The following is a 21,238-nucleotide window of genomic DNA, read 5'->3' as shown; positions in this document are numbered from 1 at the left end:
TCATAGAGGAGGTATGAATGATGGCGACGATCAAATTCCATGAAACAAACGAGGTTATTGAAAACGGTGAACAGGTAAAAGGGTTTTTAGAAACACAAGGGGTTATTTATGAGCAATGGGACATTTCTAAATTACCGGCCCATCTTGTGGAAAAATACGATCTAACAGATGCTGACAAGGAGGAAATCCTTGTAACATTCCAATCAGAGATAGCGGAAATTTCTGAAAGAAGAGGCTATAAAGCGCATGATATCATCACATTATCAGATGCAAATCCGAACTTGGATCAAATGCTTGAAAACTTTAAGCAGGAACACCACCATGAAGATGATGAAGTGCGTTTCATAGCGGGAGGTACGAGTATCTTTGCCATTGAAGGCAATGATAAACAGTGGTTTGATGTACGTCTTAATCCCGGAGATCTTATTAGTGTACCAGAATCAACAAGACATTATTTCACGCTCGCAGAAGATAGGAAAACTGTTGCTGTCCGTATTTTCGTAACAGCGGCAGGATGGGTGCCGATTTACGAAAAAGATGAAGTTCAAGCATGAATCATTGTTGAAAAACCAGCTTAAGGGCTGGTTTTTTTATGTGGATCCGGCAAGTGCTTTAGTAAGATAAGTATGATAAAATTTAACGGAATCGAATTTAACCGGATCATAGGAGCAGATAAGAATGAAAACAACCGAAGTATACATATTGGGCGGCTTTCTCGGCAGCGGGAAAACGACGCTTCTTCGAAATATTTTAAAACAGGAAAGTGAAGCGGGTAGAAAAGTGGCCGTGCTTTTAAATGAGCTTGGCAGTGTATCGGTTGACAGCGGACTCCTTGGTGATGGAGTGCCACTTAAGGAGTTATTTGACGGATGCATTTGCTGCACAATTCAAGATAAACTGGAGGTTCAGCTTCATGAATTGCTAACGGAAAATGAACTGGATGCGGTTTATATTGAAACGACGGGCGCAGCTCATCCAGTTGAAGTATTGGATGGCATCATGTCGCCGATTTTCGCCAAAAGGCTGGAGTATAAAGGGATTATCACTGTCGTCGATTTATTAAGGTGGCGCGATCGGGAGGAACTGTCTCCGCAGCTTCGACAGTTGCTTGTCGAGCAAATCCACCATGCCGATTTCATATTATTGAATAAAGCGGATTTAGTAAGTGAGATGGAGGCCGCACAGCTGATTTATACGATACAGGCGCTGAATCCGGATGCCGTATGTTTATTGACGGAGTATGCAGCCGTATCCTTGGCATCATTGCAGCAGATGCAAAGAAAACGGCATAATGGCCATCAAAAGCTTGATGTACATGACCATTTGCATTTAACTGCAGTCGTTCATACATTTGAAGGTGCCGTGGCACAAACCGACTTTGAAGAGTGGCTTAGGGCTCTACCGGAAACGGTCTATCGAATGAAAGGATACATTTCCTTTACACATTCACAATACCCCCATTTATTCCAATACTCCTACGGAATGCCGATGTATATGAATGAAATGATGAAAATGCCATTGAATATCGTCATGATCGGGGAAAAGTTGGATAAGGAAATGTTGATCGCTCAGTTGAAAGCTTTGGAATTGAAAGCGGCCCGATAAAAGTTTACCGCCCTTTAAAGAAGGGAAACATAAAAAGGAGACTTTCTTATCAAGGAGGCGGTATTAGTGCCATGGAATAAGAACGATTACCCAAACTCGATGAAGAATCTAGATAAAGATGTAAGGGAAAAGGCTATAGAAATCGCCAATGCATTATTAGATGAAGGATATGAGGATGGAAAAGCCATTCCAATCGCCATAGACCGGGCTAAGATGTCAGTAGGAAAAGATTGAAAAAATGGTCAGACCCATTTAGGGGTCTGACCATTTTTATTGTTGCATTCCAAAGGCGGCAAATGTCTTTTCGTCTTCTATTAATCCGCAAGCAGCACATTGAACCCGAACTTCAGGACCATTATATGCTAGATGGAATGGCTGAAGGGAATCATTCGAATATTGTTCAATAATCTCACCTGACTGCGGATCCTTTTTAATGGGGGTTGCTACTTGCTGAATGAGATTGAAGCGAGATTTATTTGTCCGGCAATTCGGACAGCGGTATACTTGAGACATTGTACTCACTCCCTTTTTGAATTTTAAAAAGCGTGATCGTATTATTAAGATAGTCTTTACAAACTCGAACATTAATATGTATAAATTAGTAATGGATGGAAGGGATACTATGAAAGAAAATGTCAGGCAAGAAGAATTACTGGTGGCTTATTTAAGCATATGGAATAATCGTAAGATGACCGATGGAGGTGGAGGGGAAGTGTTGTCGGAACTCATCCGCCGTGAGCTTTTGGATGAAAATGCCCATCCCCGTGCCCGAAAACCAGTATTGGAGAAATTTTACCTCTGTATTAAACGCGTGATGGAATCTTCGCTTTCTGAAGAAATGAAAAATGCGATCGTCATGGCCTATATCACTGAATTGGAAAGAATATGATTTCCGAGGTGTAACAGATGCTTGTTAGCAAATATTCTTTTCTGCTTCATACTTTTTTCACAAATCATTGTTAAAATCTTTAAAAAATAGATATTTAATGAATAAGGAGCTTAAAATATGAAGTGGGGCATTGGGCTTTTTCTTGCCATCGTACTGCTTACTGGGTGTAATAGCGGTAATGCATTTACTAAAATCAATAAAAGTGAATCTTTCCTGGCGACTGTCAATATCAAGGATACCTCACTGACTTTCATAGATGAAAACTATCATCCATTTGCAAAATGGGATATTTCAGAACCATTTACCGGAGCTCTGCTCCTGGCAGACAAAGATACTATCCTGCTTTATGGAAAAGAGATGGAGAAAGTCCAAGTGTACTCTTTATCAGCAGGAAAACTGATAAACAGTTGGGAAATTGGCAAAGGGATCGTTAATATGCAGTTGTTACGTGATGGAAAAAGCATCGTGGCGGTCAACCAATCGAATCACTCCATCTATTTTTTAAATACAGATGGGGAGAAACAGGATATTGTCAAGGTTGGTAAAAGCCCCCTGACCGTTCTTCAAGGAGAGCAATCGAATCGTTTGTATGTTATTAATTTTGGTGATACCAAATGTTCTGTAATAAATCTTGAAACGAAAAAGGTCGATTTTGAATTTCCCGTACATAGTTCCAGCACAGGCACATTATTAAGGGAAGAAAAGGATGAAATATGGATCGGAGGACACGGTGATGGGGACAAAGTGGAAGAAGATCTATATATTTATTCGGCACAAACGGGAGAGTTGAAGAATAAGCTGAAGGCCCCAACCATGCCGATAAAGTTCCTTGAGAATGCAGAAGGCATATTTGTCCTTAGTCATGGTACAAGCTCCTTATATAAATTGAATGATCAATATGAGGAAGTGAAAAGCAAAGTGGTCGGCGTCAACCCTTTTGAAATGGCTAGCTTTAACGAAGATGTGATCGTGGCGGGATATGATAGTGATGAAGTGTATGTAATGGATGCTGAAACAGTCGATGTTAAAAAAACGATCAAAGTCGGCGAAGGTCCGTTCCAATTGATGTTGAGGGAGTAGATGACATGCATGTTTACACCATTTTAGTCGTGGATGATGAAGAAGATATGCGAAATCTAGTTGAAATGTATTTACTGAACTCAGGTTATCGATGCCTTCAAGCTGCGAATGGAAAAGAAGCTATTAGTATGGTTGAAACAGAGGAAGTTGATTTAATTCTATTGGATATCATGATGCCAGGTATGGATGGTTTCTCCGTTTGTGAAGAAATTCGTGAAAATTGGGAGATTCCTGTGATATTTGTCAGTGCGAAAGGTGAAGAATGGGATAAGGTGAAAGGGCTGAAGCTTGGCGGCGACGATTATATCGTCAAACCGTTCAATCCAGGAGAATTGGTTGCAAGGGTCGAAGCGGTATTGCGGAGGACAGGGAAATTATCATTGAATGAAGAGAGTCAAAACCATGTCCGGTTCGGTAAAATTAGCTTGAACTTACAATCCAGAACGGTTTTGGTGGAAGGGAAGCCAATCAATTTAACCTTGAAGGAATTCGAATTGCTTTTATTCCTCATGCGTCATAAAAGCCAGGCACTAAGCCGTGAACAACTGCTTGAAAATGTATGGAGCGGGGAGTATGGAGGATCTTTACGGACCGTGGATACCCATATCAAAACGTTACGAATGAAATTAAGAGCGGCCGATTACATTCAAACCGTCTGGGGAATCGGTTATAAGATAGAGGAAAAGAAATGATCAATAAATGGCGAACCCTCTCTTTTAAATTATGGCTCACCATCATCACCGCCATCATCCTATCCGTGCTGTTCGCTTATTCACTTTCTCAATATTATTATAAAAATCTATATGTGGAGAAGCTTAAAACAGATTTAGTCAATGAAGCGTCATTGCTAGGGGCGGATTACTCCGGCGGTGAAATCAGCGAAGATTTCAAGGAAAAAGTTGAATGGTTTAACAGTAAGAATGACAGCGAGATCTTTGTCGTCAACAATCCGAGGGAATTGAGTGCCTGTCTGCCTTTTGAAATCAATTATGACACCCTTATTTCTGAAGAAGAACGGCAAATGCTTTTAGATGGGAAAGCCGTTGAAAAAGAGGGATATGAGAAAAGATTTGAAAAGAACATCGTAGCGGCGATCATACCCCTGATTGACGAAAATCGGCTCGAAGGTATCATCTATACATATATTCCTGTAGATTCCATTACGGTATTACTTAAGGAATTTGCCGCAAAATGGATGGCGGCCGTTCTATTATTTTTGATTGTCGCGATTTTGTTTACTACGAAATGGTTGAAAAAGCTAGTCAGTCCGATTAAGGAAATCGAGACTGCAGCCCATCGTGTCTCAGAGGGGAATTATGACATACAGGTCGAGGTAAGGAGTCATGATGAAATAGGGAAACTGGCAATGGCCTTTAATGATATGGCCAATTCCATCCATATGGAAGAAGAAAGAAAAAAAGAATTTTTAGAAAATGTTGCACATGAGCTCAGAACCCCGCTTAGTTACGTAAAGGGCTATACGCAGGCCATATTGGATGGTGTCGTGAAAAATGATGAAGAGCAACGGAAATACCTTCAACTCATTTCAAGGGAGGCTCTTAGGCTGCAGCGGCTTGTGGGAGATCTGATGGACTTATCAAAAATGGATAGTGATCCATTCATGTTAAATAAAACCCCTATTGCCTATGCGCAATTCATTGAAGACGTACTTGTGAAATATGAACCGATAATAAAAGAAAAGCAATTGGGCTTGCAGCTAGACCTGGATCCAGACCCGATTATTTTGGGGGATGAAGGAAGGATGGAACAGATCCTACATAACATTATTGATAATGCCATTCAGTACACGGATCCCGGAGGGGCGATCCATATTACCTTAATTCAGCATAAAGATGATTGCGAACTGCTGGTTACTGATACGGGTAACGGGATTCCGGAAGCGGATCTGCCATATATCATGAATCGTTTTTACCGAGTGAACAAGGCACGCAGCCGTTTTGATGGCGGGTCAGGGCTTGGACTGTCCATTGTTAAAAAATTGGTGGAATTACAAAATGGTAAAATCGAAATAGAAAGCAAGGAAAAAAGGGGCACAAAAGTCAGGGTCATCCTACCGATTATAAAAGAAGAATGGAATTCATAAAAAGGGGATACGTTCAAAAATGAAAAAAATCCTGTTATTTTGCATGGCGTTAATTTTTTTGGCTGGATGCAGCAAGGAAGAGGAAATTCCGAAAATGTTAAATGTCGATTTAGCTGTCGATCCAATTCAGGGTAAAGTGAATGATCCTGTGAAATTTCAGGCAAAAGTAACATATGGGGACGAAGCCGTGACAGATGCAGATGATGTCAGTTTTGAAATTTGGCTTGCGAATAGCGATGATCATGACAAGATCGCAGTGAAACATAAAGGGAACGGCATATATGAATTGGAAAAGAATTTTGATAAAGAAGGAACCTACTATGTATATGCCCATGTAACTGCAAGGGATATGCACAACATGCCAAAGAAAGAATTCGTAATAGGCAAACCAAGCACTCCTGAACAAAGTGGCGAAAAAAAGGAAATGGACGAGATGAATGATGAAGAAATGAAATGATGAATATACCATCGAAATCAAAACAATTCGGGTTTAAAACCGGATTGTTTTTTTATTTGGAAAAATATTCAAGGTGATAGGGAGAATATGACGAAATGTCGAAGTTAAACCGAAAAATTTGTAACATAAAAGTAAAGAAAGTCATAAAAATCAGGTTGGAAATGATATGTCAATTAAAATTTATTAGTATTCAATGGAAATAGTTCTATGTAACTACCATTGACAAGAAATTACTGGGAAAATATGAGTATTTATACTACTGGCAGAAACATAGATAGTTAAAGCATTTTTGCAAGATTTCTCTTAAACTGGATCATAAATATATTTTCATTCGCACCCTGTGAATTTGATGGAAATTGATGGAGCCTTTATTACAAAAAGTGCATGTTATGATAATTCCAGAAGCAAAGCACAACAAAAAATGAACATCACAGGAGGAAATACGAATGAAAAAGAAAATGTTTATGTCAGCAGCAGCGGCTGCAGCTATTATATTCACAGGAGTAGGAGCTAACCAAGCTGAAGCAGCCAACTGTGATACTGTGAAACAAGTAACTTTTAAATCTACTAATAAAGAGGATATGCAACAAGTCCTTAACCAATACCTAGCTAAATACAATATCACTTTACCGGCAGCGCAGGCACAACAAACGCCACAACAAACGCCAGTTCAAAAACCAGTTCAAAAACCAGTTCAAAAACCAGTTCAGCAAGAAGCTGGAACAACGAACCAAGCAAAACCTGAAGCAAAACCAGTTACACCTAATAAATCAACTGATGAAAAACAAGAGACAAGCTCTGAATTAAGTGCTTTTGAACAACAAGTTGTTAAATTAACAAATGCAGAACGTGAAAAACAAGGTTTGGCAGCTCTTAAAATCGACACTGAGTTGAGCAAAGTTGCACGTATTAAGTCTCAAGACATGAAAGATAAAAACTACTTTGATCACAATAGCCCAACTTACGGCTCACCATTCGATATGATGAAACAATTCGGAATCAGCTATACAACAGCTGGCGAAAACATCGCACAAGGTCAACAAACACCTGAAGAAGTGGTACAAGCTTGGATGAATAGCCAAGGACACCGTGAAAACATCATGAACCCTAGCTTTACTCATATCGGAGTAGGTTACGTAGAATCTGGTAACTACTGGACTCAACAATTCATCGGAAAATAATAGATTAATAGAAAAGAGCATCCCATTAACATGGGGTGCTCTTTTTTTTGCGAGAATGGATCATTCCATGAAATAAAATACAGCGAAATCTAAAAAAGGTTGGCACCAAGAAAATAACAGGAACCGCACCTTATTATCAGCGAGGTCCCGGTGTGTAGCAGCTTATATCTCGGATACATCGATTTCTGAATACTGGGTATTGAAACTTTTCTGAAGACGTATTTCCAACGTTGATTCTTTATATTGGGCCGATGCCCCTTTTTTCTTAACAAGTGCGGGGAGTGTAATGACATGCCGATCTGACTCTTCAGGAATCCCCTCGATGATGGATTGGTTAGATGTATGGTAAAGTTTCATATTTTTTAGCCAAGATTCATCTTCTATAGGAATTCTTACAAAGACATATAAGTGGGTTTCAAATACTTCTGCATGTAAAGGATGTTCAGATCTGGCATTTACTGTTTGTGAGCCGCCATCATTTTGGTTCATCATACCTTGCATATGGTCAGGGATGACTTGTGAAAATACTTTTTCGATGAACGATTGTACATCACTTTGCTGCATATTTTTCATGAAGTCCTTCTGGTTCGGATTATTCTTAAAAGAAAAAAGTGAATTCCAGGGAATCATATTGAATTCCTCTCTCCTGCTTTTGGTCTGGCAGGTTTATTTGTTATATTTTATGCAGCTAAAGCCCATAGGTTCTTTTTTATAATTACTAAATTATAGAAAATGGAATAAACTTATGTATAATTAAGTAAAATCCATTAGATAAAGAGGGTAAAGCCTGTGGATGACAAAGTAGCTTTTATTACTGGTGGAGCAACGGGAATCGGCAAAAGGATGGCACTTTCACTCGCGGATAATGGAATGTCCATTATCATTACTTATCGAAAAAGTAAAAAGGCAGCTTTAGCATTAGTGGATGAATTACAGGATAAGTACCATGTTAAGGCAATTGCGATTCAAGGTGACTCGTCAAGTGAGGAGGATTGCCTGAATATTTTGCAAAAGATTTCGGAGTCATTTGGCCATGTTGATATTTTCATTCATAATGCAGGGCCATATATGCATGACCGTAAGCCCATGACTGAATATGGCAGTGATGAATGGAAGTACATCATGGATGGAAATTTAAATGGTTTTTTCTATTTTGCGAAAGAGCTTATTCCACATATGCGCAGTAGAAACTGGGGTAGAGTCATTACATTAGGGTTTGAACGGTGTGAAACTGCACCAGGTTGGATCTATCGTTCTGTATTTGCTGCTGCAAAGAGCGGCTTGACCTCCTTGACAAGAACTTTAGCTGCCGAAGAAGCTACACATGGCATCACCGTGAATATGGTCTGTCCCGGTGATATCGTAGGTGACTGGAAAGAGGAGGAAATTAGGGTCGCGAGAGAAGAAAAGGATGATACGGTTCCAGTCGGCAGACCGGGTACAGGGGAAGATATAGCGAGGGTCATCACGTTCCTTTGTGATGAAAAATCAGATTTCATTACCGGCAGCATCATACCGGTAACAGGCGGTAAGGATGTTCTTGGGAAAATATATAAAGCCTAGTGGTTTAGGGGTTGAATTCAGAATGAAAAAGGGTGAGGCCGGTATAATCCAGCCCCACTCTTTTTTTACGCCATTTTTTTATATTTTACTTGCTGTATGAACCGTAAGCGAGCCGCCAAGCCTATAGCTCCGAGAGCCAAGCCGGAAATTAAGCCGATCCAGTACCCAAAGGCTCCCATATCCGTATACTTTGCAAAGAAATAGCCAATGGGAAGCCCCAGAATCCAGTAGGAGACAAGTGACATCGCAAATGTGACATTTACATCTTTATATCCACGCAAAATACCCTGAATAGGTGCCTGCAGGGCATCCGATATCTGAAAGAAGATGGCATATATCAAGAAATGTGATGTCAGCATCATAACCTCATGGTCTTTTGTGTATAAAGCGGCCACAGGTTCGCGGAAGAGGAATAGGATGGTCGACAAAACGAGCGACATCGTCAATGCCATCGAAATGCCAATCCAGCTATACTCTTTGGCGTCTTTATAACGGGCCGCTCCAATTTCAAATCCAATGACGATCGTCAATGCCATGGAAATACTTAGCGGGATCATATAAAGCAGTGACGCAAAATTCATGGCAATCTGATGCGATGCAATTGTCACGGTATCATACTTACTCATTAAAAGGGTGACGGCCGAGAAAATGCTTGTTTCAAAAAAGATAGCCAGTCCGATGGGTACCCCAATCAATAATAAGGCCTTCCATTCTTTCCAGGAAACCCGGAAAAATTCACTGAAAACCTCATATGTCGAAAATGGGTTGATTTTTATCACAACAAGGATGGCCACAAGGGCAATTAACCAATACGTAATGGCAGTGGCGTAACCGGAACCGACACCGCCAAGTTCAGGGAATCCAAACTTCCCGTATATTAACAGGTAATTAAAAAGGACGTTTACCGGGAGTGCACATAAGGTGATGATCATGGAAATCCTAGTCTGTCCCAGAGCATCGATGAAAGCTCTCAACGCATTATAAACGAATAAAGGAATGATACCGAGTGAAAGGGCGATCAAGTAATCATGAGCCACCATGTGGACACTATCTTCAAGGTCCATGGCACTCAATACGGGGTTCAAAGAAAACGCCCCAATGATTAAAATGATCAAGGCTAAAGCAACAGCTAAATAAATGGCCTGCATCACGGAATAGGAAACGGATTTAGACTGCCTGGAACCTACCAGCTGTGAAACCACCGGCGTCAAGGCAATCAATATCCCGCTCAGCCCCGTGTACACTGGTGTCCATAGCGAACTGCCGATGGAGACGCCAGCAACGTCCTGAGTGCTGTATTGTCCCGACATCATCACATCAAAAAAAGTCATGGCATACATGCTGATTTGGGTGATCAGGATAGGTATCAATATATAAAATAACAAGCGGAGCTTTTGTGATTTAGTATAAGTCTGATTCATCAAAGTACCTCAATATCAATATTTGGAATTTTCAACACAATGAAAGAATTATATCACATAAGCATGTGATGTTTTAAGAGTTTTTATTTGAAGCTAAAAAAGACTTGCCGTATTGGGCAAGTCCTTTTGTCAGTCACGCATGGATTCAAAATCATTCATGGCTTCCAAATTTGAGTCTTTTTGAAGAATGAATGCCTGTGAAGGAATGGCAATTTGTACATCTTCCTGTTCCAATATCTCCATTATTTTAAAGTTCACATCTTCTTTGATTGATAAATATCCCCCAAAGTCCGTCGCTTTCGTGAAGAAATAAAGGTAAAGGTTGAAACCGGAATGACTGAACTCATCAAATTTAACCAAAATCGTTTCCGGATGTACTTCAGGATGATCAATGAGCATTTTTTCAATTTCCTTAATGACATTTTCCAATTTTTCTTTTGGTGTCGTGACATTCACTCCCAAATGAAAGGCAATCTGTCTTTTGCCCATCTTGGACCAGTTGATGATCGGTTCATTCGATAGGGTCGCATTTGGGACTGTAACTAAAGCTTGGGCAAAAGTCCGAACTTTTGTGCTTCGGAATGTGATGTCTTCAATAGTTCCCTCCACACTTGGAGTTTTGACCCAATCTCCTATGGTAAAAGGTTTTTCGGTAACGATGACGATACCTCCAAAGAAATTGCTGACGGTATCTTTAGCGGCAAGAGCGAAAGCCAATCCACCCAAACCAAGCCCTGCAACAAATCCATCGACATTAAATCCCCATTCTTCCGCAATGATGGAGGCACCAAAAGCAATGATGATTAATTTTATGATTTTCGTAAAGAACGGCATGACGATTTCATCGACTTCAAGTCCGAATTTACCTACCAATTTCGGAAATAATATAGTTAAGATCGAACTGATATTAAAAATCGTCCAAAAGAATAAGAAGACAAAAAACGATCTGTATATTTTCGATCTGAATTCAACCGAAGGTGAGTCGATTGGAAAATAGTGCATGGATATAATGACACCAATCAAAACGATAAGCAATCTTACCGGCTGTTCTATAGCGAGCATTAAGTTGGCGGCAAATTCTACTTTACGTTTTTCTGCAATTCGTAGAAAGAACTTGAATATATATGTAGTAAATACTTTCCGAAGCAAAAGGAAAATTAGAAAAATGCCAATGGAAATTCCTAATTTGGTCCAGGCTTCGATTCCATCAAATTGATCGAGTGATTCAGAAACTTCTTGCAATGTATTACTCCTCCAATGTATCTTGTAGTATTGTAGAATACTAAGATTATAATATATTCATGCTGAAAAAGGAAAAATAATCGATGATTACATTCATCATTGGGATTTAGCGATTCACTGAATACTTTTTCAAGTTATTAATGGCAAGGATATATGGTAATATGGATGCAAAGTGATTTTTTAAGTTTGGAAGGTGGAAATATTGACTAAGAAAATAGTATTTACCGGAGGCGGTTCTGCCGGTCATGTATCTGTTAATGCAGCAATCATCCCGGAATTTTTAAAGCATGAGTGGGATGTTACTTATATTGGATCAAAAAAAGGCATTGAAAAAAATATCATCGAAACGGAATTTCCCGAGGTCCGTTATGAAACGATTTCAGTTGGGAAATTCCGGCGTTATCTATCTGTTGAAAATATGAAAGATCCTTTCCGGGTCATAAAAGGGATTTTTGATGCACGAAAAATATTAAAAAAGACCAAGCCGGATTTCATTTTCTCTAAAGGTGGATTCGTTTCGGTTCCAGTCGTTTTGGCAGGCAGGATGCTGAGGATACCGATCGCGATACATGAATCGGATTTTACGCCTGGTCTGGCTAATAAGATTGCCATGCCGCTTGCATCTAAAATCTTCACTACTTTCCAGGAAACGGAAAAAGATCTTCCTAAAGAGAAGGCTATGTATCTTGGCGCTGTATTGCGCGATGGGATTTTTACTGGAAACGCTTCTGCTGGAAAGGCATTTTGTGGATTCACGAATAACAAACCGGTGTTGCTCGTTATGGGAGGAAGCCTTGGGGCCGTTAAAATCAATAATTTAATTACAGATAACCTTGATGCCTTATTAAAGGATTATCAGATTATTCACATTTGCGGGAAGGGAAATGTGAAAACGGAATTGAAACAAAGGGGATATGCTCCTTTTGAATTCGTACATGAAGAATTGTTCGATCTATTGGCGGCTGCTGATGTCGTTGTGTCAAGGGCAGGTTCAAATTCAATTTTTGAATTCCTTGCTTTGCAAAAGCCGATGTTACTTATCCCTCTAAGTGCCAATGCATCCCGTGGAGATCAAATCCTGAATGCGTCAAGCTTTGAAAAACAGGGTTTTTGTAAAGTCATCGAAGAAGAAGAGCTAAATGACCGGATTTTTAATGCTACATTAGCGGATTTAGTGAAACAATCGGATGAATATCAGGAGAAAATGCGTCAAAAACGCCCATTCAAAACGGCAGCTGAAATGTATGAATTACTACTTAAAGTAATGGGTGCAAAAAAATAAGTATCATTCCCCTCTATGTAGCATATCTTTTTCGAACAGAGGAGGGGGTAGAATGGCTTATGAATATTCCAAAGGGTGGTTCATTCAGCAGCTGAAAGCCGCAGGGATTAGCTATCATCCAATTGAGAAAAAAAAACTGGAGCTGTATAAAACGTATATTCTAAGGCGTTTATACGACGATCTGCAAAAAAAATCATAAAAAGAACCGCAACGTCGTTGACGTTGCGGTTCTTTTTTATAGGAAATTACTTATAAAAGGAAAGAAACAGGAAATAAGGATACCTGCGATAGCCATTGCCGCACCTGCGACAGCCCCGGTAAACTCACTTTCCTGGGCAGCTTGAGCCGTACCGAGACCATGAGCGATCGTACCATAAGCGATACCGCGTGCGAAGGGCATCGTAATGTTCAGTTTATCCATCATTTTTGGAGCGATCATCGTACCAAGTACCCCTGTCAAAATGACGAAGGCTGCTGATATATTGGAATTTCCGCCATAAAGTTCGGTGATTTCAACAGCGATGGGCACTGTAATGGATTTAACCGCCAATCCTTGGAGTATGAATTGCGGAAGTGAAAATGCTTTTGCAATGGCAAAGGCAATGATCAATGTGACTAGAAGGCCAAAAATCATGCCGCTAATTGCGGGCATTGCATATTTAACGATTATTTTTCTATTTTTATAAAGTGGTACGGCCAAAGCAACGGTAGCCGGTCCTAGGAAATAGGTGATGATGTCTTTTCCTGGTGAATAGTCTTCGAAGTCCAAACCGCTGATCAGCAGTACTAGAATAATTGTAACCGTACTGAAAAATACGGGCGTCGTAAAAGGTGATGGATGTTTAGCATATATTTTCCTTCCAATGAAATAGGCAAGTATGGTTATCAAGATGCTATAAGTTGTGATGAACGCTGTCATGCTGCTTAACCTCTCCTCTATGGGATAGCTTCTGAACAGTCCAAGCTGAAACGATGAATCCAAAAATCAGGCTGACTCCCAACGTTAGTGCCAATGGCAAACCGAATTCAATGAAAAGCCATCCCATGGTCATTAAACTGATTGAAATGGGAATGAAGAAAAAGGCTAAGTGCTTTACCAAAAATCCTGAAGTAAGTTCAATCCATTCGACTTTTATAACCTTCGTCTGTAATAAACCGAATAATAAAATCATGCCGATGACGTTGCCTGGTATGGGTAAATGAAGTAAATTGGCTAAATAATAGCCGAGCTTGCAAATGATGAGCAGGAAGATAAGCTGCACGATAAAAGCAAATGTTTTTTTCATGATTAAGTCCTTTCAATGACGATTTGAATATATTATTGAATTGGTCAATTGTATTCATTATAAAAAAATATCCCTAAAAAGAATAGGGATTTGCAGCAATCTATCTTAAACATCCTGTGAAAATGGAAAAAAGAGCTTTCCAGGTTTGGAAGCTCCGGCCATTATATTAAAAGATAAACAAAGACATGCTGAAATGTTCTTCGCTCTATGCTTCAAGTAACTGCTGTTCGTCATCATCATGCTGTCTAAGGATATGAAAGGTGTATAAATCTTTAGGGATTTCATACAAATCGTAGATATCTCCTTCATGATTGACCTGATCATAAAGGGATTTTCTTGTTTCGTTGGCATTGACGGCATAGGGAAGCTTTTCTGCGGCTTTTATAGAGCGGATATTTTTTTTGCGAATACGCATGAAGACCGTTTCCAAACCGAGCTCGAAAAAAAGCTCTTTAAAGAAAGCGTCTTTTGCAATGGCATTATACCCTTTTCCATGATAAGGCTTGCCAAGCCATGTGCCTAAGAAACCTGCACCATTTTCAATATCGTATAAAGAAATACAACCGATGGGATTTTCCCATTCATCCAAGATTGTTCGTGAAATGAGTTGCCCAGCATCTTCGGCTTCGATCGTTTGCTTAGTAATGAAAACATATTCTTCATATGAATCTACCTTATGGCGCACGAAAGGGAAGACATCTGGATGCGTCATTTGTTCATAAAGAGAAAAACAATCTGTGAAATCTCTCTTTTTTAACATTTCCGTCCCTCCGTTTGAGGGCAGTTCTTATGCGTAGTCGCTGCCCACCCTCGAAATTTTTTAAGTCGCTCATCAAAAAATTTCGGGGTGGGAATCGAACCCACTAGAACCGGAAACCGGTGGCGCACCATTTGCCTTCCCTATTTTTATTGTCAGAAAATATGCAAATCAAAAGAACCTTACGAAGGTATAATACTAAAAAAAAAACGGTTTGGGAATAGGTTTTTTGCCTTTTTTTTTCGTCAAATTTCAACTTTTTCAACAAGGGTGAAATCGGAAGGCAAACGCGTGCATTTTTCCATGAAAAACTGCTTTTTTCTTTAAAATTCACCTGTGAATTGCATGAATAAAATGATTGCGCCGAGGGCCCATACATAAATGGAGAATATTTTCAGTGATCGCTTTTTTAAGAAATCGATCATCCATACTACGGCTATATAACCAAAGATTGCTGCGGCAAGGGTTCCGACGAAAAGCGCAGTGAGTGGCAGCCGTTCAACTTCTCCTGTAAAAATCGGTTTCATCTGAAATACGATGCCCCCGGTAATGGCAGGAATTGATAGCAAAAAGGAAAAATAGGCTGCAGTGGCCCTATCAAGCCTGCAGAATAGACCAGCGGCTATCGTCAGGCCGGAACGCGAAAGGGCAGGCATGATGGCAGCAGCTTGGAAGGTACCGATGATCAAGGCATCTTTAATCGAAATTTCATTAAGGGATTTGCCGCCTTTTCTTACTCCGTCCGCTACCCATAAAATCAGTCCAGTTGCTAAAAATTCCCATCCTATGGTTACACCTGTTTTTGAAAGGCCATCAAACCAATCCCCGAGTAAAATACCGGCAATCACTGCAGGGATTGTCCCGGCAATGAGAAGCAGAGTCATTTTGGAGAAAGGGTTTTTCAAAATGGCAATAATGTCATTCTTATAGACGACCAATAACGCCAGCAAGGTTCCGATATGGAGCATGGTATCCAGAAAAATGCCGGCCTCGTCAAGATGGAAAATATGCCGTCCTAAATATAAATGTCCAGTGCTCGAAATAGGTAAAAACTCAGTCAAGCCTTGAATGATCCCAAGGATGAAGGCTTGAAATTCGTTAAGCAAAAAAACATCACTCCATTCTAGAAGGTATGGGACATCCATTATTTAAACTGTATGCACAAGACAGATGAACATATTCTGATTTTTTGTCATATGTTTTGCCAATTGGGTTTTATGAAGAAAAGGTAGTCCAATTTTACCTTTTTCGAATATAATGAGAGGGAAAATGAAACTATTTTGCCCTTGATTCGTAATTATTCATATGAGAAAGGAGGAGAAGACACTATGCCTACTAAAGATGAAAGAGTGTTTGCTGCCCTTATTTATGTGATCAGCTTTTTTACAGCATTTATCGGTCCTTTAGTGATTTGGTTATTGAAGAAGGGCTCGTCACAATTTGTGGATTATCACGGAAGGGAATACCTGAATTTTTTCATTTCCTACACCGTATATTCAATAGTTGCAGGGATACTCACTATAGTATTGGTTGGATTCTTGCTATTGCCGGTTATCGGGATAGCTTTAGTCGTATTCACCATCATTGCTGCCGTTAGGGCTTATGAAGGAACGGATTATAGGTTCCCGTTGATTTTCAGGATATTATAGTATTGATGTAAAAGGATTCCGTTCAATTAGGAGTCCTTTTTTATATGAACCAAGTTGGGAATTGCCCTACATTAAAAAGGGAATAGATCACATTAAAGCGAATAAAGTATTATGATAACTACTTCAATGCACTTTTAGGAAGTGGATGCCGGGCGGCTTGTAGTATTGCTAATCAATGTTCGTTCAAGGCGGCAATCTTTCTTGTAAGGAGTGAGGAGCAGAGCAGGATATGAATATACGTGAATATTATCAGAAAACGAGCAATTCAAATTTTCATGCATCTTGGATATCACTTCTTTTGGCCATTGTATTTTTCATTTGCCATATTTTTGCGATGATACCGGGCAATATATTATTGATAACGTCTCCTTTTATTTTCTTTAGCATTGCCCAATTTGTCAGTCATCGTATATATGAAAATAGAATGAAGGAATTGCCTGATGAACACATCGGGACAAATGCTGGGTTATTTAAAAATGAACATGTTTTGTTGACTTTTATGCCAGCACCGACATTGCGCCTGCTTCTCTTTGCGCCGGACGGGTCTCTAATGGGCGAGGTACGGGATTCGAATATGAAGTGGTTCATGTGGATGATACCCAATTTCTTGTCGATGCTCCTGGCCAAGCGTTATGAACTGGTGGACCATGAGGGGCGTTTGCTGGCTAAGTACCATATCAAAAGGGGACTTTTCAATAAATTGACGATCATGGATGATCAGGGCGGCATTATTGGATCGTATCAAGAAAATCGGTCATTCGTGAAGATTAATGGTATGATATATAAGGAAGATGGTACGGAATGGATGCCCATTGAAACGCCGGGAAGTGTGAATTCATTCGAGATTGCCACAAAAGAAGGGGAAAAAATAGTTTCATACCAAGAGGGCTGGATGCCTTTGGAGTGGGGGAAACGATTCAAGACAAATACACCCATACTTTCATTTTCATCAAATGTTGATGAAATTCCTAAAATCATCGTCTTGGGCTTCTGTGCAGCCACTTTAAATCATCGTTCAAATTGACAAGGATAACCCTTTAGCAAATCTTTTAAATATTTGATATAATCATAGTGGAATACATAGATTAAATACTTATAAAAAGGTGGTAAATATGAGTTTACTTAATGAGATTCTTGATTATAATGAACAGTTTGTAGAAAAAGGTGAATATGTTAAGTATAGAACGGATAAGTTTCCTGAGAAACGTATGGTCATCATAAGCTGTATGGACACTCGGCTCGTTGAACTATTGCCAAAATCCTTGAATGTCAAAAATGGCGATGTCAAAATCCTGAAAACTGCCGGGGCAATCGTCTCCCACCCATTCGGAAGTGTCATGCGGAGTATCCTTGTTGCTATTTATGAGCTAAAGGCAGATGAAGTATTGGTCATACCTCACCATGACTGCGGGATGGCATCAGTCGATGCCGATTCTGTAGTAGACAAGATGATCGAACGTGATATACCTAAGAGCACCATCGATACACTGGGAGCTGCAGGAATCGATATCCGCAGTTGGCTTCGCGGATTTGATGATGTTTATGAAAGTTGTAAGAACAGTGTGGAAGTGATTAAAGGACACCCTTTGATCCCTAAAAATATTCCTGTACATGGTCTAATCATTTCGCCTGATACAGGGAAGTTGGAATTGGTAGTCGACGGGTACGCAGAAGGACAAAAATAATAAATTCATCGAGGCTGTCGGGATTATTTCCGGCAGTTTTTTTCGAATTTTGATCTTTTCTATTTATTTTTATCCTTTTTTTTGTTAAAATCGCCAAGTGTAGTTTGTCACTAATACAAACGGGTGGGCGAGGGACAAAATTAATAAGGATACAACATGAAGAAATTAAACTTGGAAACGTTTTTTCATTTTTCCGACTACGGAACGAATGGAAAACGTGAAATCCTTGCTGGAGTGGTCGGCTATTTTACAATAGTCTATATTCTCATCGTGAATTCCCTGATTTTATCGGAAGCGGGCATTCCGATTAATGGTGCAGTGATTGCGACGATTCTTTTATCTGCTTTAAGCTGTGTCATGATAGGACTTTGGGCGAATGTCCCAATTCTCCTCGTTCCAGGAATGGGCGTAAATGCCCTATTTGCTTATACCATGGTTCAAGGAATGGGTCTATCTTGGCAATCTGCTCTTGGTGCTGTGTTTATCTCAGGGGTTATTTTTGTAGTCATCGCTTTTACAAAATTCTCTAAGGTAATCAGTGATTCGATTCCAAGTTCAATAAAAGAAGCCATATCTGTCGGTCTTGGCTTATTCTTGATGCTAATCGGGCTCGAGAAAGGCGGGATAATCACGAGAGGTTCATCATCTATCGTCGCACTGGGAGATTTAAGCGATCCAGCAGTGTGTGCAACGGTGTTGACCTTTTTACTGGCAATCACGCTGTTCATCAAGAATGTCCCCGGTAATTTCATGATTACCATCCTGGCAGGTAGCCTCATAGCCTATTGGTTCGGGACGGTTCAACTGTCAAATATCCATTTATCAGGCATAGACACAGCTTCCTACGGTGATCTCTTCTTTTCATTATCGTTCTTGGAAGCGAACCGGATTGAATTCTGGATAAGTGTATTTGCGATGACGATGGTTCTTGTTTTTGAAAATATTGGTCTTGTACACGGGCATGTAGACAGTATAAACCGCCAGGATGCTTATAAAAAGTCGCTGCAGGCTACAAGTGTGTCCGTTCTGCTTTCAGGCATATTCGGTTCGAGCCCTACCGTTGCTACAGTTGAAACGGCAGCTGGAATCGCATCAGGAGGCAGAACTGGTTTTACTTCAGTGGTGACTGGTGTGCTATTCATTCTATCACTGCTATTTATACCAGTGATTAAAGTAATCCCTGATAGCGCCATTGCCCCCATCTTAATTATCATTGGCATTTTGATGCTCGGAAATATAAAAAAGCTGGATTTCAGCGATTTAACCGAGAGCATACCTGCAATCATGATTATCACGATCATTCCTTTCACTTACAGTATTGCCGATGGAATGGCATTCGGTTTCATCCTGTACCCGTTCTTGAAGCTTGTAACCGGAAAAGCGAGAGAAGTGTCAGCCCCGATGTATGTGAGTGCCGGAATGTTTATCGTCTATTTCATCATTGGTATGATCGGTTAATATTTTGGAAGAGCGGATGGAATGAGTTAATTCTTATTCAACCGCTCTTCTGTTTTTTTCGTCGGAAAAAATGGATTTATTGTGATTTACGCGATGACACATCCATCTTGAAAATGCTATGATATAGAATATTAAAAAAATGATAAATGACAAGCAGCATATTAGAGGATGTGACAGGATGATTATTGAAGGTTTAAAAAGCCATGGTTCAGGAAATGATTTCTTAATCATTGATGAATTGACTACGACCCTGACGTTTACTGAAGAAGAGCGGGAAAATTTCGCGAAGGCCCTATGTGATAGGGAGAGGCTTGGAGCGGATGGTATTTTGTTCGTAATGAAAAGTGAACATGCTGATTGCCGAATGCGTGTCTTTAATGCGGATGGATCGGAAGCCTCGATGTGCGGCAATGGACTTCGCTGTGTTGCACGTTACGCGAACGACGTTCTAGGGCTTGATAAAATGATCGTGGAAACGATGAAGGCAAATTTACTCGTGGAAAAAACGGAAGATATTTATGAGGGAATTCCAACTTTCAAGGTGGAAATTTCCCCGGTAAGTTTTAATGTGAAGGATCTACCTCTTTTATTGGCTAAAGAACAATTGCAAAACGAATTATTGCCGGAACTTCATGATACCTTATTATTTTCGGCATTGGCGGTTCCTAATCCACATTTGATCACGCTCGTCGATAGTGAGGTTTTACAAAGTGATTTGCAGGATGAACTTTCAACAAAGGTCAATCAACCGAATGATCTTTTCCCTGATGGTGTCAATGTCAGCTTTGTGAAAGAGCTGGAACCAGGGAGCATTTATGTGCGGACATTCGAACGGGGAGTAGGCTTTACGAATGCATGTGGAACGGCGATGTCGGCTTCAAGCCTAGTAACATGCTCTGTTGGATTGAACACGTTGGAAAGTGAAATATCTGTCTACAATAACGGCGGAAAAGTTAAATGCGTGGTCCACCATGATGAAGAAAGCCAAAAGTATTCAATTGATTTAATCGGGAACGCAACCTATGAATTCAAGGTGTCGATTGACCTAGACTTAGACCACTCGGAAAAATTCAAAATCCTGGAAAAACAGGACTTTGAAGCGGAAACAAGCTTATATGCTAAGTTGCAGGATGAAGTTCAAAGTTATTTGAAAACTACATTATAAGGAAAGTACCGACTAGGTATTAATCTAAATTAAAAAGGGATTCGGAATGTTTTAATTCCGAACCCCTTTTTCAATTTGGTTAAAAGTTAGAGATTGTGCAAGGCATTCAATGAACCTTAACAAGTCGAAAACTCAAGAGATTGCGAAACTCACGAGTAAAAGCGCGAAACTTACGAGTAAAAGTGCCAAACTCACGAGTAAACGCCTGAAATTCACGAGTAAAAGTCCAAATTCACGAGTAAATACCTGAAACTCACGAGTAAACGCCTGAAATTCACGATCAATCGTAAGCGAGCGTGCCGATCTATTGTTTTTTGATTCATGTCAACAGAAAATTATAAGATATATTCACTACTTTGATCAACAACAAATCAAAGTGCATGCGCCCGGTAGTTCATACCCTAAAGGGCTGCT

At 39.9% G+C, this 21,238-nt stretch carries 24 protein-coding genes and 1 pseudogene; 17 read left to right on the top strand and 8 right to left on the bottom strand.

Annotated elements, in window-relative coordinates; translation table 11 throughout:
- Positions 1 to 20 precede the first annotated feature (20 nt).
- The 3 genes and pseudogenes from AC3ISB_RS16210 to AC3ISB_RS16200 form a co-directional block, all read left to right on the top strand.
- Positions 21 to 554: a cupin domain-containing protein gene (locus AC3ISB_RS16210; protein ID WP_141994663.1), complete on the top strand. Its 534-nt coding sequence runs from the start codon at positions 21 to 23 to the stop codon at positions 552 to 554.
- Between the two features lie 124 nt (positions 555 to 678).
- Positions 679 to 1,605 carry a CobW family GTP-binding protein gene (locus AC3ISB_RS16205; protein ID WP_098369356.1) on the top strand — a complete coding sequence of 309 codons (927 nt, stop codon included), beginning with the start codon at positions 679 to 681 and terminating at the stop codon, positions 1,603 to 1,605.
- A gap of 66 nt (positions 1,606 to 1,671) precedes the next feature.
- Positions 1,672 to 1,818 (top strand): annotated as a pseudogene (locus AC3ISB_RS16200) (DUF2188 domain-containing protein); the annotation flags it as partial.
- Between the two features lie 57 nt (positions 1,819 to 1,875).
- On the opposite strand, the gene AC3ISB_RS16195 reads toward AC3ISB_RS16200, so the two are convergent.
- Positions 1,876 to 2,118, bottom strand: a complete 243-nt coding sequence (locus AC3ISB_RS16195) for a DNA alkylation repair protein (RefSeq protein ID WP_076366082.1) — start codon at positions 2,116 to 2,118, stop codon at positions 1,876 to 1,878.
- A 109-nt stretch (positions 2,119 to 2,227) separates the two neighbouring features.
- Between AC3ISB_RS16195 and AC3ISB_RS16190 the strand changes: the two genes are divergently transcribed.
- From AC3ISB_RS16190 to AC3ISB_RS16165, 6 genes are all read left to right on the top strand, one after another.
- Positions 2,228 to 2,494, top strand: coding sequence for a hypothetical protein (locus AC3ISB_RS16190; RefSeq protein WP_144552038.1), 267 nt, complete (start codon positions 2,228 to 2,230; stop codon positions 2,492 to 2,494).
- A 117-nt stretch (positions 2,495 to 2,611) separates the two neighbouring features.
- On the top strand, positions 2,612 to 3,574 hold the full coding sequence (locus AC3ISB_RS16185) for a YncE family protein (RefSeq protein WP_141994665.1): 963 nt from the start codon (positions 2,612 to 2,614) through the stop codon (positions 3,572 to 3,574).
- 5 nt (positions 3,575 to 3,579) lie between these two features.
- Positions 3,580 to 4,266: a response regulator transcription factor gene (locus AC3ISB_RS16180; RefSeq protein ID WP_098369359.1), complete on the top strand. Its 687-nt coding sequence runs from the start codon at positions 3,580 to 3,582 to the stop codon at positions 4,264 to 4,266.
- Positions 4,263 to 5,678, top strand: a complete 1,416-nt coding sequence (locus AC3ISB_RS16175; protein WP_489273718.1) for a sensor histidine kinase — start codon at positions 4,263 to 4,265, stop codon at positions 5,676 to 5,678. Before AC3ISB_RS16180 ends, AC3ISB_RS16175 begins: the two co-directional genes overlap by 4 nt.
- 19 nt (positions 5,679 to 5,697) lie before the next feature.
- Positions 5,698 to 6,135 (top strand): FixH family protein, encoded by a 438-nt coding sequence (locus AC3ISB_RS16170; protein WP_489273717.1) that lies wholly within the window; start codon positions 5,698 to 5,700, stop codon positions 6,133 to 6,135.
- A gap of 446 nt (positions 6,136 to 6,581) precedes the next feature.
- Positions 6,582 to 7,316, top strand: coding sequence for a CAP domain-containing protein (locus tag AC3ISB_RS16165; RefSeq protein ID WP_141994668.1), 735 nt, complete (start codon positions 6,582 to 6,584; stop codon positions 7,314 to 7,316).
- A gap of 162 nt (positions 7,317 to 7,478) precedes the next feature.
- Here the strand turns inward: AC3ISB_RS16165 and AC3ISB_RS16160 are convergent, their stop codons facing one another.
- On the bottom strand, positions 7,479 to 7,889 hold the full coding sequence (locus AC3ISB_RS16160; protein ID WP_489273716.1) for an Hsp20/alpha crystallin family protein: 411 nt from the start codon (positions 7,887 to 7,889) through the stop codon (positions 7,479 to 7,481).
- 216 nt (positions 7,890 to 8,105) lie between these two features.
- Between AC3ISB_RS16160 and AC3ISB_RS16155 the strand changes: the two genes are divergently transcribed.
- Complete coding sequence (locus AC3ISB_RS16155) at positions 8,106 to 8,879, top strand: SDR family oxidoreductase (RefSeq protein WP_098369364.1); 774 nt, start codon at positions 8,106 to 8,108, stop codon at positions 8,877 to 8,879.
- A 65-nt stretch (positions 8,880 to 8,944) separates the two neighbouring features.
- Here the strand turns inward: AC3ISB_RS16155 and AC3ISB_RS16150 are convergent, their stop codons facing one another.
- A complete protein-coding gene (locus AC3ISB_RS16150) occupies positions 8,945 to 10,300 on the bottom strand; it encodes an MATE family efflux transporter (RefSeq protein ID WP_098369365.1) in 1,356 nt (451 codons plus the stop codon).
- A gap of 129 nt (positions 10,301 to 10,429) precedes the next feature.
- The gene (locus AC3ISB_RS16145; protein ID WP_286178815.1) at positions 10,430 to 11,542 is read right to left on the bottom strand and encodes a mechanosensitive ion channel family protein; all 1,113 of its coding nucleotides are present in this window, start codon (positions 11,540 to 11,542) and stop codon (positions 10,430 to 10,432) included.
- Positions 11,543 to 11,735: 193 nt separating this feature from the next.
- Between AC3ISB_RS16145 and murG the strand changes: the two genes are divergently transcribed.
- Together murG and AC3ISB_RS16135 are read left to right on the top strand one after the other, a co-directional pair.
- Positions 11,736 to 12,824 (top strand): undecaprenyldiphospho-muramoylpentapeptide beta-N-acetylglucosaminyltransferase, encoded by a 1,089-nt coding sequence (murG, locus tag AC3ISB_RS16140; RefSeq protein WP_260398123.1) that lies wholly within the window; start codon positions 11,736 to 11,738, stop codon positions 12,822 to 12,824.
- Between the two features lie 52 nt (positions 12,825 to 12,876).
- Positions 12,877 to 13,023: a DUF2639 domain-containing protein gene (locus AC3ISB_RS16135; protein ID WP_098369367.1), complete on the top strand. Its 147-nt coding sequence runs from the start codon at positions 12,877 to 12,879 to the stop codon at positions 13,021 to 13,023.
- Positions 13,024 to 13,059: 36 nt separating this feature from the next.
- Here the strand turns inward: AC3ISB_RS16135 and AC3ISB_RS16130 are convergent, their stop codons facing one another.
- The 4 genes from AC3ISB_RS16130 to AC3ISB_RS16115 all read right to left on the bottom strand — a co-directional run bounded on the left by AC3ISB_RS16130 (position 13,060) and on the right by AC3ISB_RS16115 (position 16,012).
- Positions 13,060 to 13,743: an LrgB family protein gene (locus tag AC3ISB_RS16130; RefSeq protein WP_069981733.1), complete on the bottom strand. Its 684-nt coding sequence runs from the start codon at positions 13,741 to 13,743 to the stop codon at positions 13,060 to 13,062.
- Positions 13,718 to 14,110: a CidA/LrgA family protein gene (locus AC3ISB_RS16125; protein WP_098369368.1), complete on the bottom strand. Its 393-nt coding sequence runs from the start codon at positions 14,108 to 14,110 to the stop codon at positions 13,718 to 13,720. Before AC3ISB_RS16125 ends, AC3ISB_RS16130 begins: the two co-directional genes overlap by 26 nt.
- A gap of 205 nt (positions 14,111 to 14,315) precedes the next feature.
- Complete coding sequence (locus AC3ISB_RS16120) at positions 14,316 to 14,870, bottom strand: GNAT family N-acetyltransferase (protein WP_489273715.1); 555 nt, start codon at positions 14,868 to 14,870, stop codon at positions 14,316 to 14,318.
- 320 nt (positions 14,871 to 15,190) lie between these two features.
- Positions 15,191 to 16,012, bottom strand: coding sequence for an undecaprenyl-diphosphate phosphatase (locus tag AC3ISB_RS16115; RefSeq protein ID WP_141994672.1), 822 nt, complete (start codon positions 16,010 to 16,012; stop codon positions 15,191 to 15,193).
- Between the two features lie 183 nt (positions 16,013 to 16,195).
- Between AC3ISB_RS16115 and AC3ISB_RS16110 the strand changes: the two genes are divergently transcribed.
- From AC3ISB_RS16110 to dapF, 5 genes are all read left to right on the top strand, one after another.
- Positions 16,196 to 16,516: a DUF4870 domain-containing protein gene (locus AC3ISB_RS16110; protein WP_403164797.1), complete on the top strand. Its 321-nt coding sequence runs from the start codon at positions 16,196 to 16,198 to the stop codon at positions 16,514 to 16,516.
- A 229-nt stretch (positions 16,517 to 16,745) separates the two neighbouring features.
- Complete coding sequence (locus tag AC3ISB_RS16105) at positions 16,746 to 17,540, top strand: hypothetical protein (protein WP_141994673.1); 795 nt, start codon at positions 16,746 to 16,748, stop codon at positions 17,538 to 17,540.
- 88 nt (positions 17,541 to 17,628) lie between these two features.
- On the top strand, positions 17,629 to 18,201 hold the full coding sequence (locus AC3ISB_RS16100; protein WP_098369372.1) for a beta-class carbonic anhydrase: 573 nt from the start codon (positions 17,629 to 17,631) through the stop codon (positions 18,199 to 18,201).
- 156 nt (positions 18,202 to 18,357) lie between these two features.
- A complete protein-coding gene (locus tag AC3ISB_RS16095) occupies positions 18,358 to 19,659 on the top strand; it encodes an NCS2 family permease (protein WP_489273714.1) in 1,302 nt (433 codons plus the stop codon).
- A 178-nt stretch (positions 19,660 to 19,837) separates the two neighbouring features.
- Positions 19,838 to 20,824 carry a diaminopimelate epimerase gene (dapF, locus tag AC3ISB_RS16090; protein WP_489273713.1) on the top strand — a complete coding sequence of 329 codons (987 nt, stop codon included), beginning with the start codon at positions 19,838 to 19,840 and terminating at the stop codon, positions 20,822 to 20,824.
- Positions 20,825 to 21,238 lie beyond the last annotated feature (414 nt).

It is taken from the genome of Peribacillus sp. GL_122, from assembly GCF_057835005.1.
This window is presented reverse-complemented; position numbering and strand designations above follow the sequence as displayed.

Excerpts from the sequence above, each read along its gene's own strand:
- AC3ISB_RS16205 (WP_098369356.1), top strand. The coding sequence starts at position 679 with ATGAAAACAACCGAAGTATACATATTGGGCGGCTTTCTCGGCAGCGGG.
- AC3ISB_RS16125 (WP_098369368.1), bottom strand. The coding sequence starts at position 14,110 with ATGAAAAAAACATTTGCTTTTATCGTGCAGCTTATCTTCCTGCTCATC.
- AC3ISB_RS16160 (WP_489273716.1), bottom strand. The coding sequence starts at position 7,889 with ATGAAAAATATGCAGCAAAGTGATGTACAATCGTTCATCGAAAAAGTA.
- AC3ISB_RS16175 (WP_489273718.1), top strand. The coding sequence starts at position 4,263 with ATGATCAATAAATGGCGAACCCTCTCTTTTAAATTATGGCTCACCATC.
- AC3ISB_RS16180 (WP_098369359.1), top strand. The coding sequence starts at position 3,580 with ATGCATGTTTACACCATTTTAGTCGTGGATGATGAAGAAGATATGCGA.
- dapF (WP_489273713.1), top strand. The coding sequence starts at position 19,838 with ATGATTATTGAAGGTTTAAAAAGCCATGGTTCAGGAAATGATTTCTTA.
- AC3ISB_RS16165 (WP_141994668.1), top strand. The coding sequence starts at position 6,582 with ATGAAAAAGAAAATGTTTATGTCAGCAGCAGCGGCTGCAGCTATTATA.
- AC3ISB_RS16135 (WP_098369367.1), top strand. The coding sequence starts at position 12,877 with ATGGCTTATGAATATTCCAAAGGGTGGTTCATTCAGCAGCTGAAAGCC.
- AC3ISB_RS16120 (WP_489273715.1), bottom strand. The coding sequence starts at position 14,870 with ATGTTAAAAAAGAGAGATTTCACAGATTGTTTTTCTCTTTATGAACAA.
- AC3ISB_RS16110 (WP_403164797.1), top strand. The coding sequence starts at position 16,196 with ATGCCTACTAAAGATGAAAGAGTGTTTGCTGCCCTTATTTATGTGATC.
- AC3ISB_RS16095 (WP_489273714.1), top strand. The coding sequence starts at position 18,358 with ATGAAGAAATTAAACTTGGAAACGTTTTTTCATTTTTCCGACTACGGA.
- AC3ISB_RS16195 (WP_076366082.1), bottom strand. The coding sequence starts at position 2,118 with ATGTCTCAAGTATACCGCTGTCCGAATTGCCGGACAAATAAATCTCGC.
- AC3ISB_RS16190 (WP_144552038.1), top strand. The coding sequence starts at position 2,228 with ATGAAAGAAAATGTCAGGCAAGAAGAATTACTGGTGGCTTATTTAAGC.
- AC3ISB_RS16100 (WP_098369372.1), top strand. The coding sequence starts at position 17,629 with ATGAGTTTACTTAATGAGATTCTTGATTATAATGAACAGTTTGTAGAA.
- AC3ISB_RS16150 (WP_098369365.1), bottom strand. The coding sequence starts at position 10,300 with ATGAATCAGACTTATACTAAATCACAAAAGCTCCGCTTGTTATTTTAT.
- AC3ISB_RS16105 (WP_141994673.1), top strand. The coding sequence starts at position 16,746 with ATGAATATACGTGAATATTATCAGAAAACGAGCAATTCAAATTTTCAT.
- AC3ISB_RS16130 (WP_069981733.1), bottom strand. The coding sequence starts at position 13,743 with ATGACAGCGTTCATCACAACTTATAGCATCTTGATAACCATACTTGCC.
- AC3ISB_RS16115 (WP_141994672.1), bottom strand. The coding sequence starts at position 16,012 with ATGGATGTCCCATACCTTCTAGAATGGAGTGATGTTTTTTTGCTTAAC.
- AC3ISB_RS16170 (WP_489273717.1), top strand. The coding sequence starts at position 5,698 with ATGAAAAAAATCCTGTTATTTTGCATGGCGTTAATTTTTTTGGCTGGA.
- AC3ISB_RS16185 (WP_141994665.1), top strand. The coding sequence starts at position 2,612 with ATGAAGTGGGGCATTGGGCTTTTTCTTGCCATCGTACTGCTTACTGGG.
- AC3ISB_RS16210 (WP_141994663.1), top strand. The coding sequence starts at position 21 with ATGGCGACGATCAAATTCCATGAAACAAACGAGGTTATTGAAAACGGT.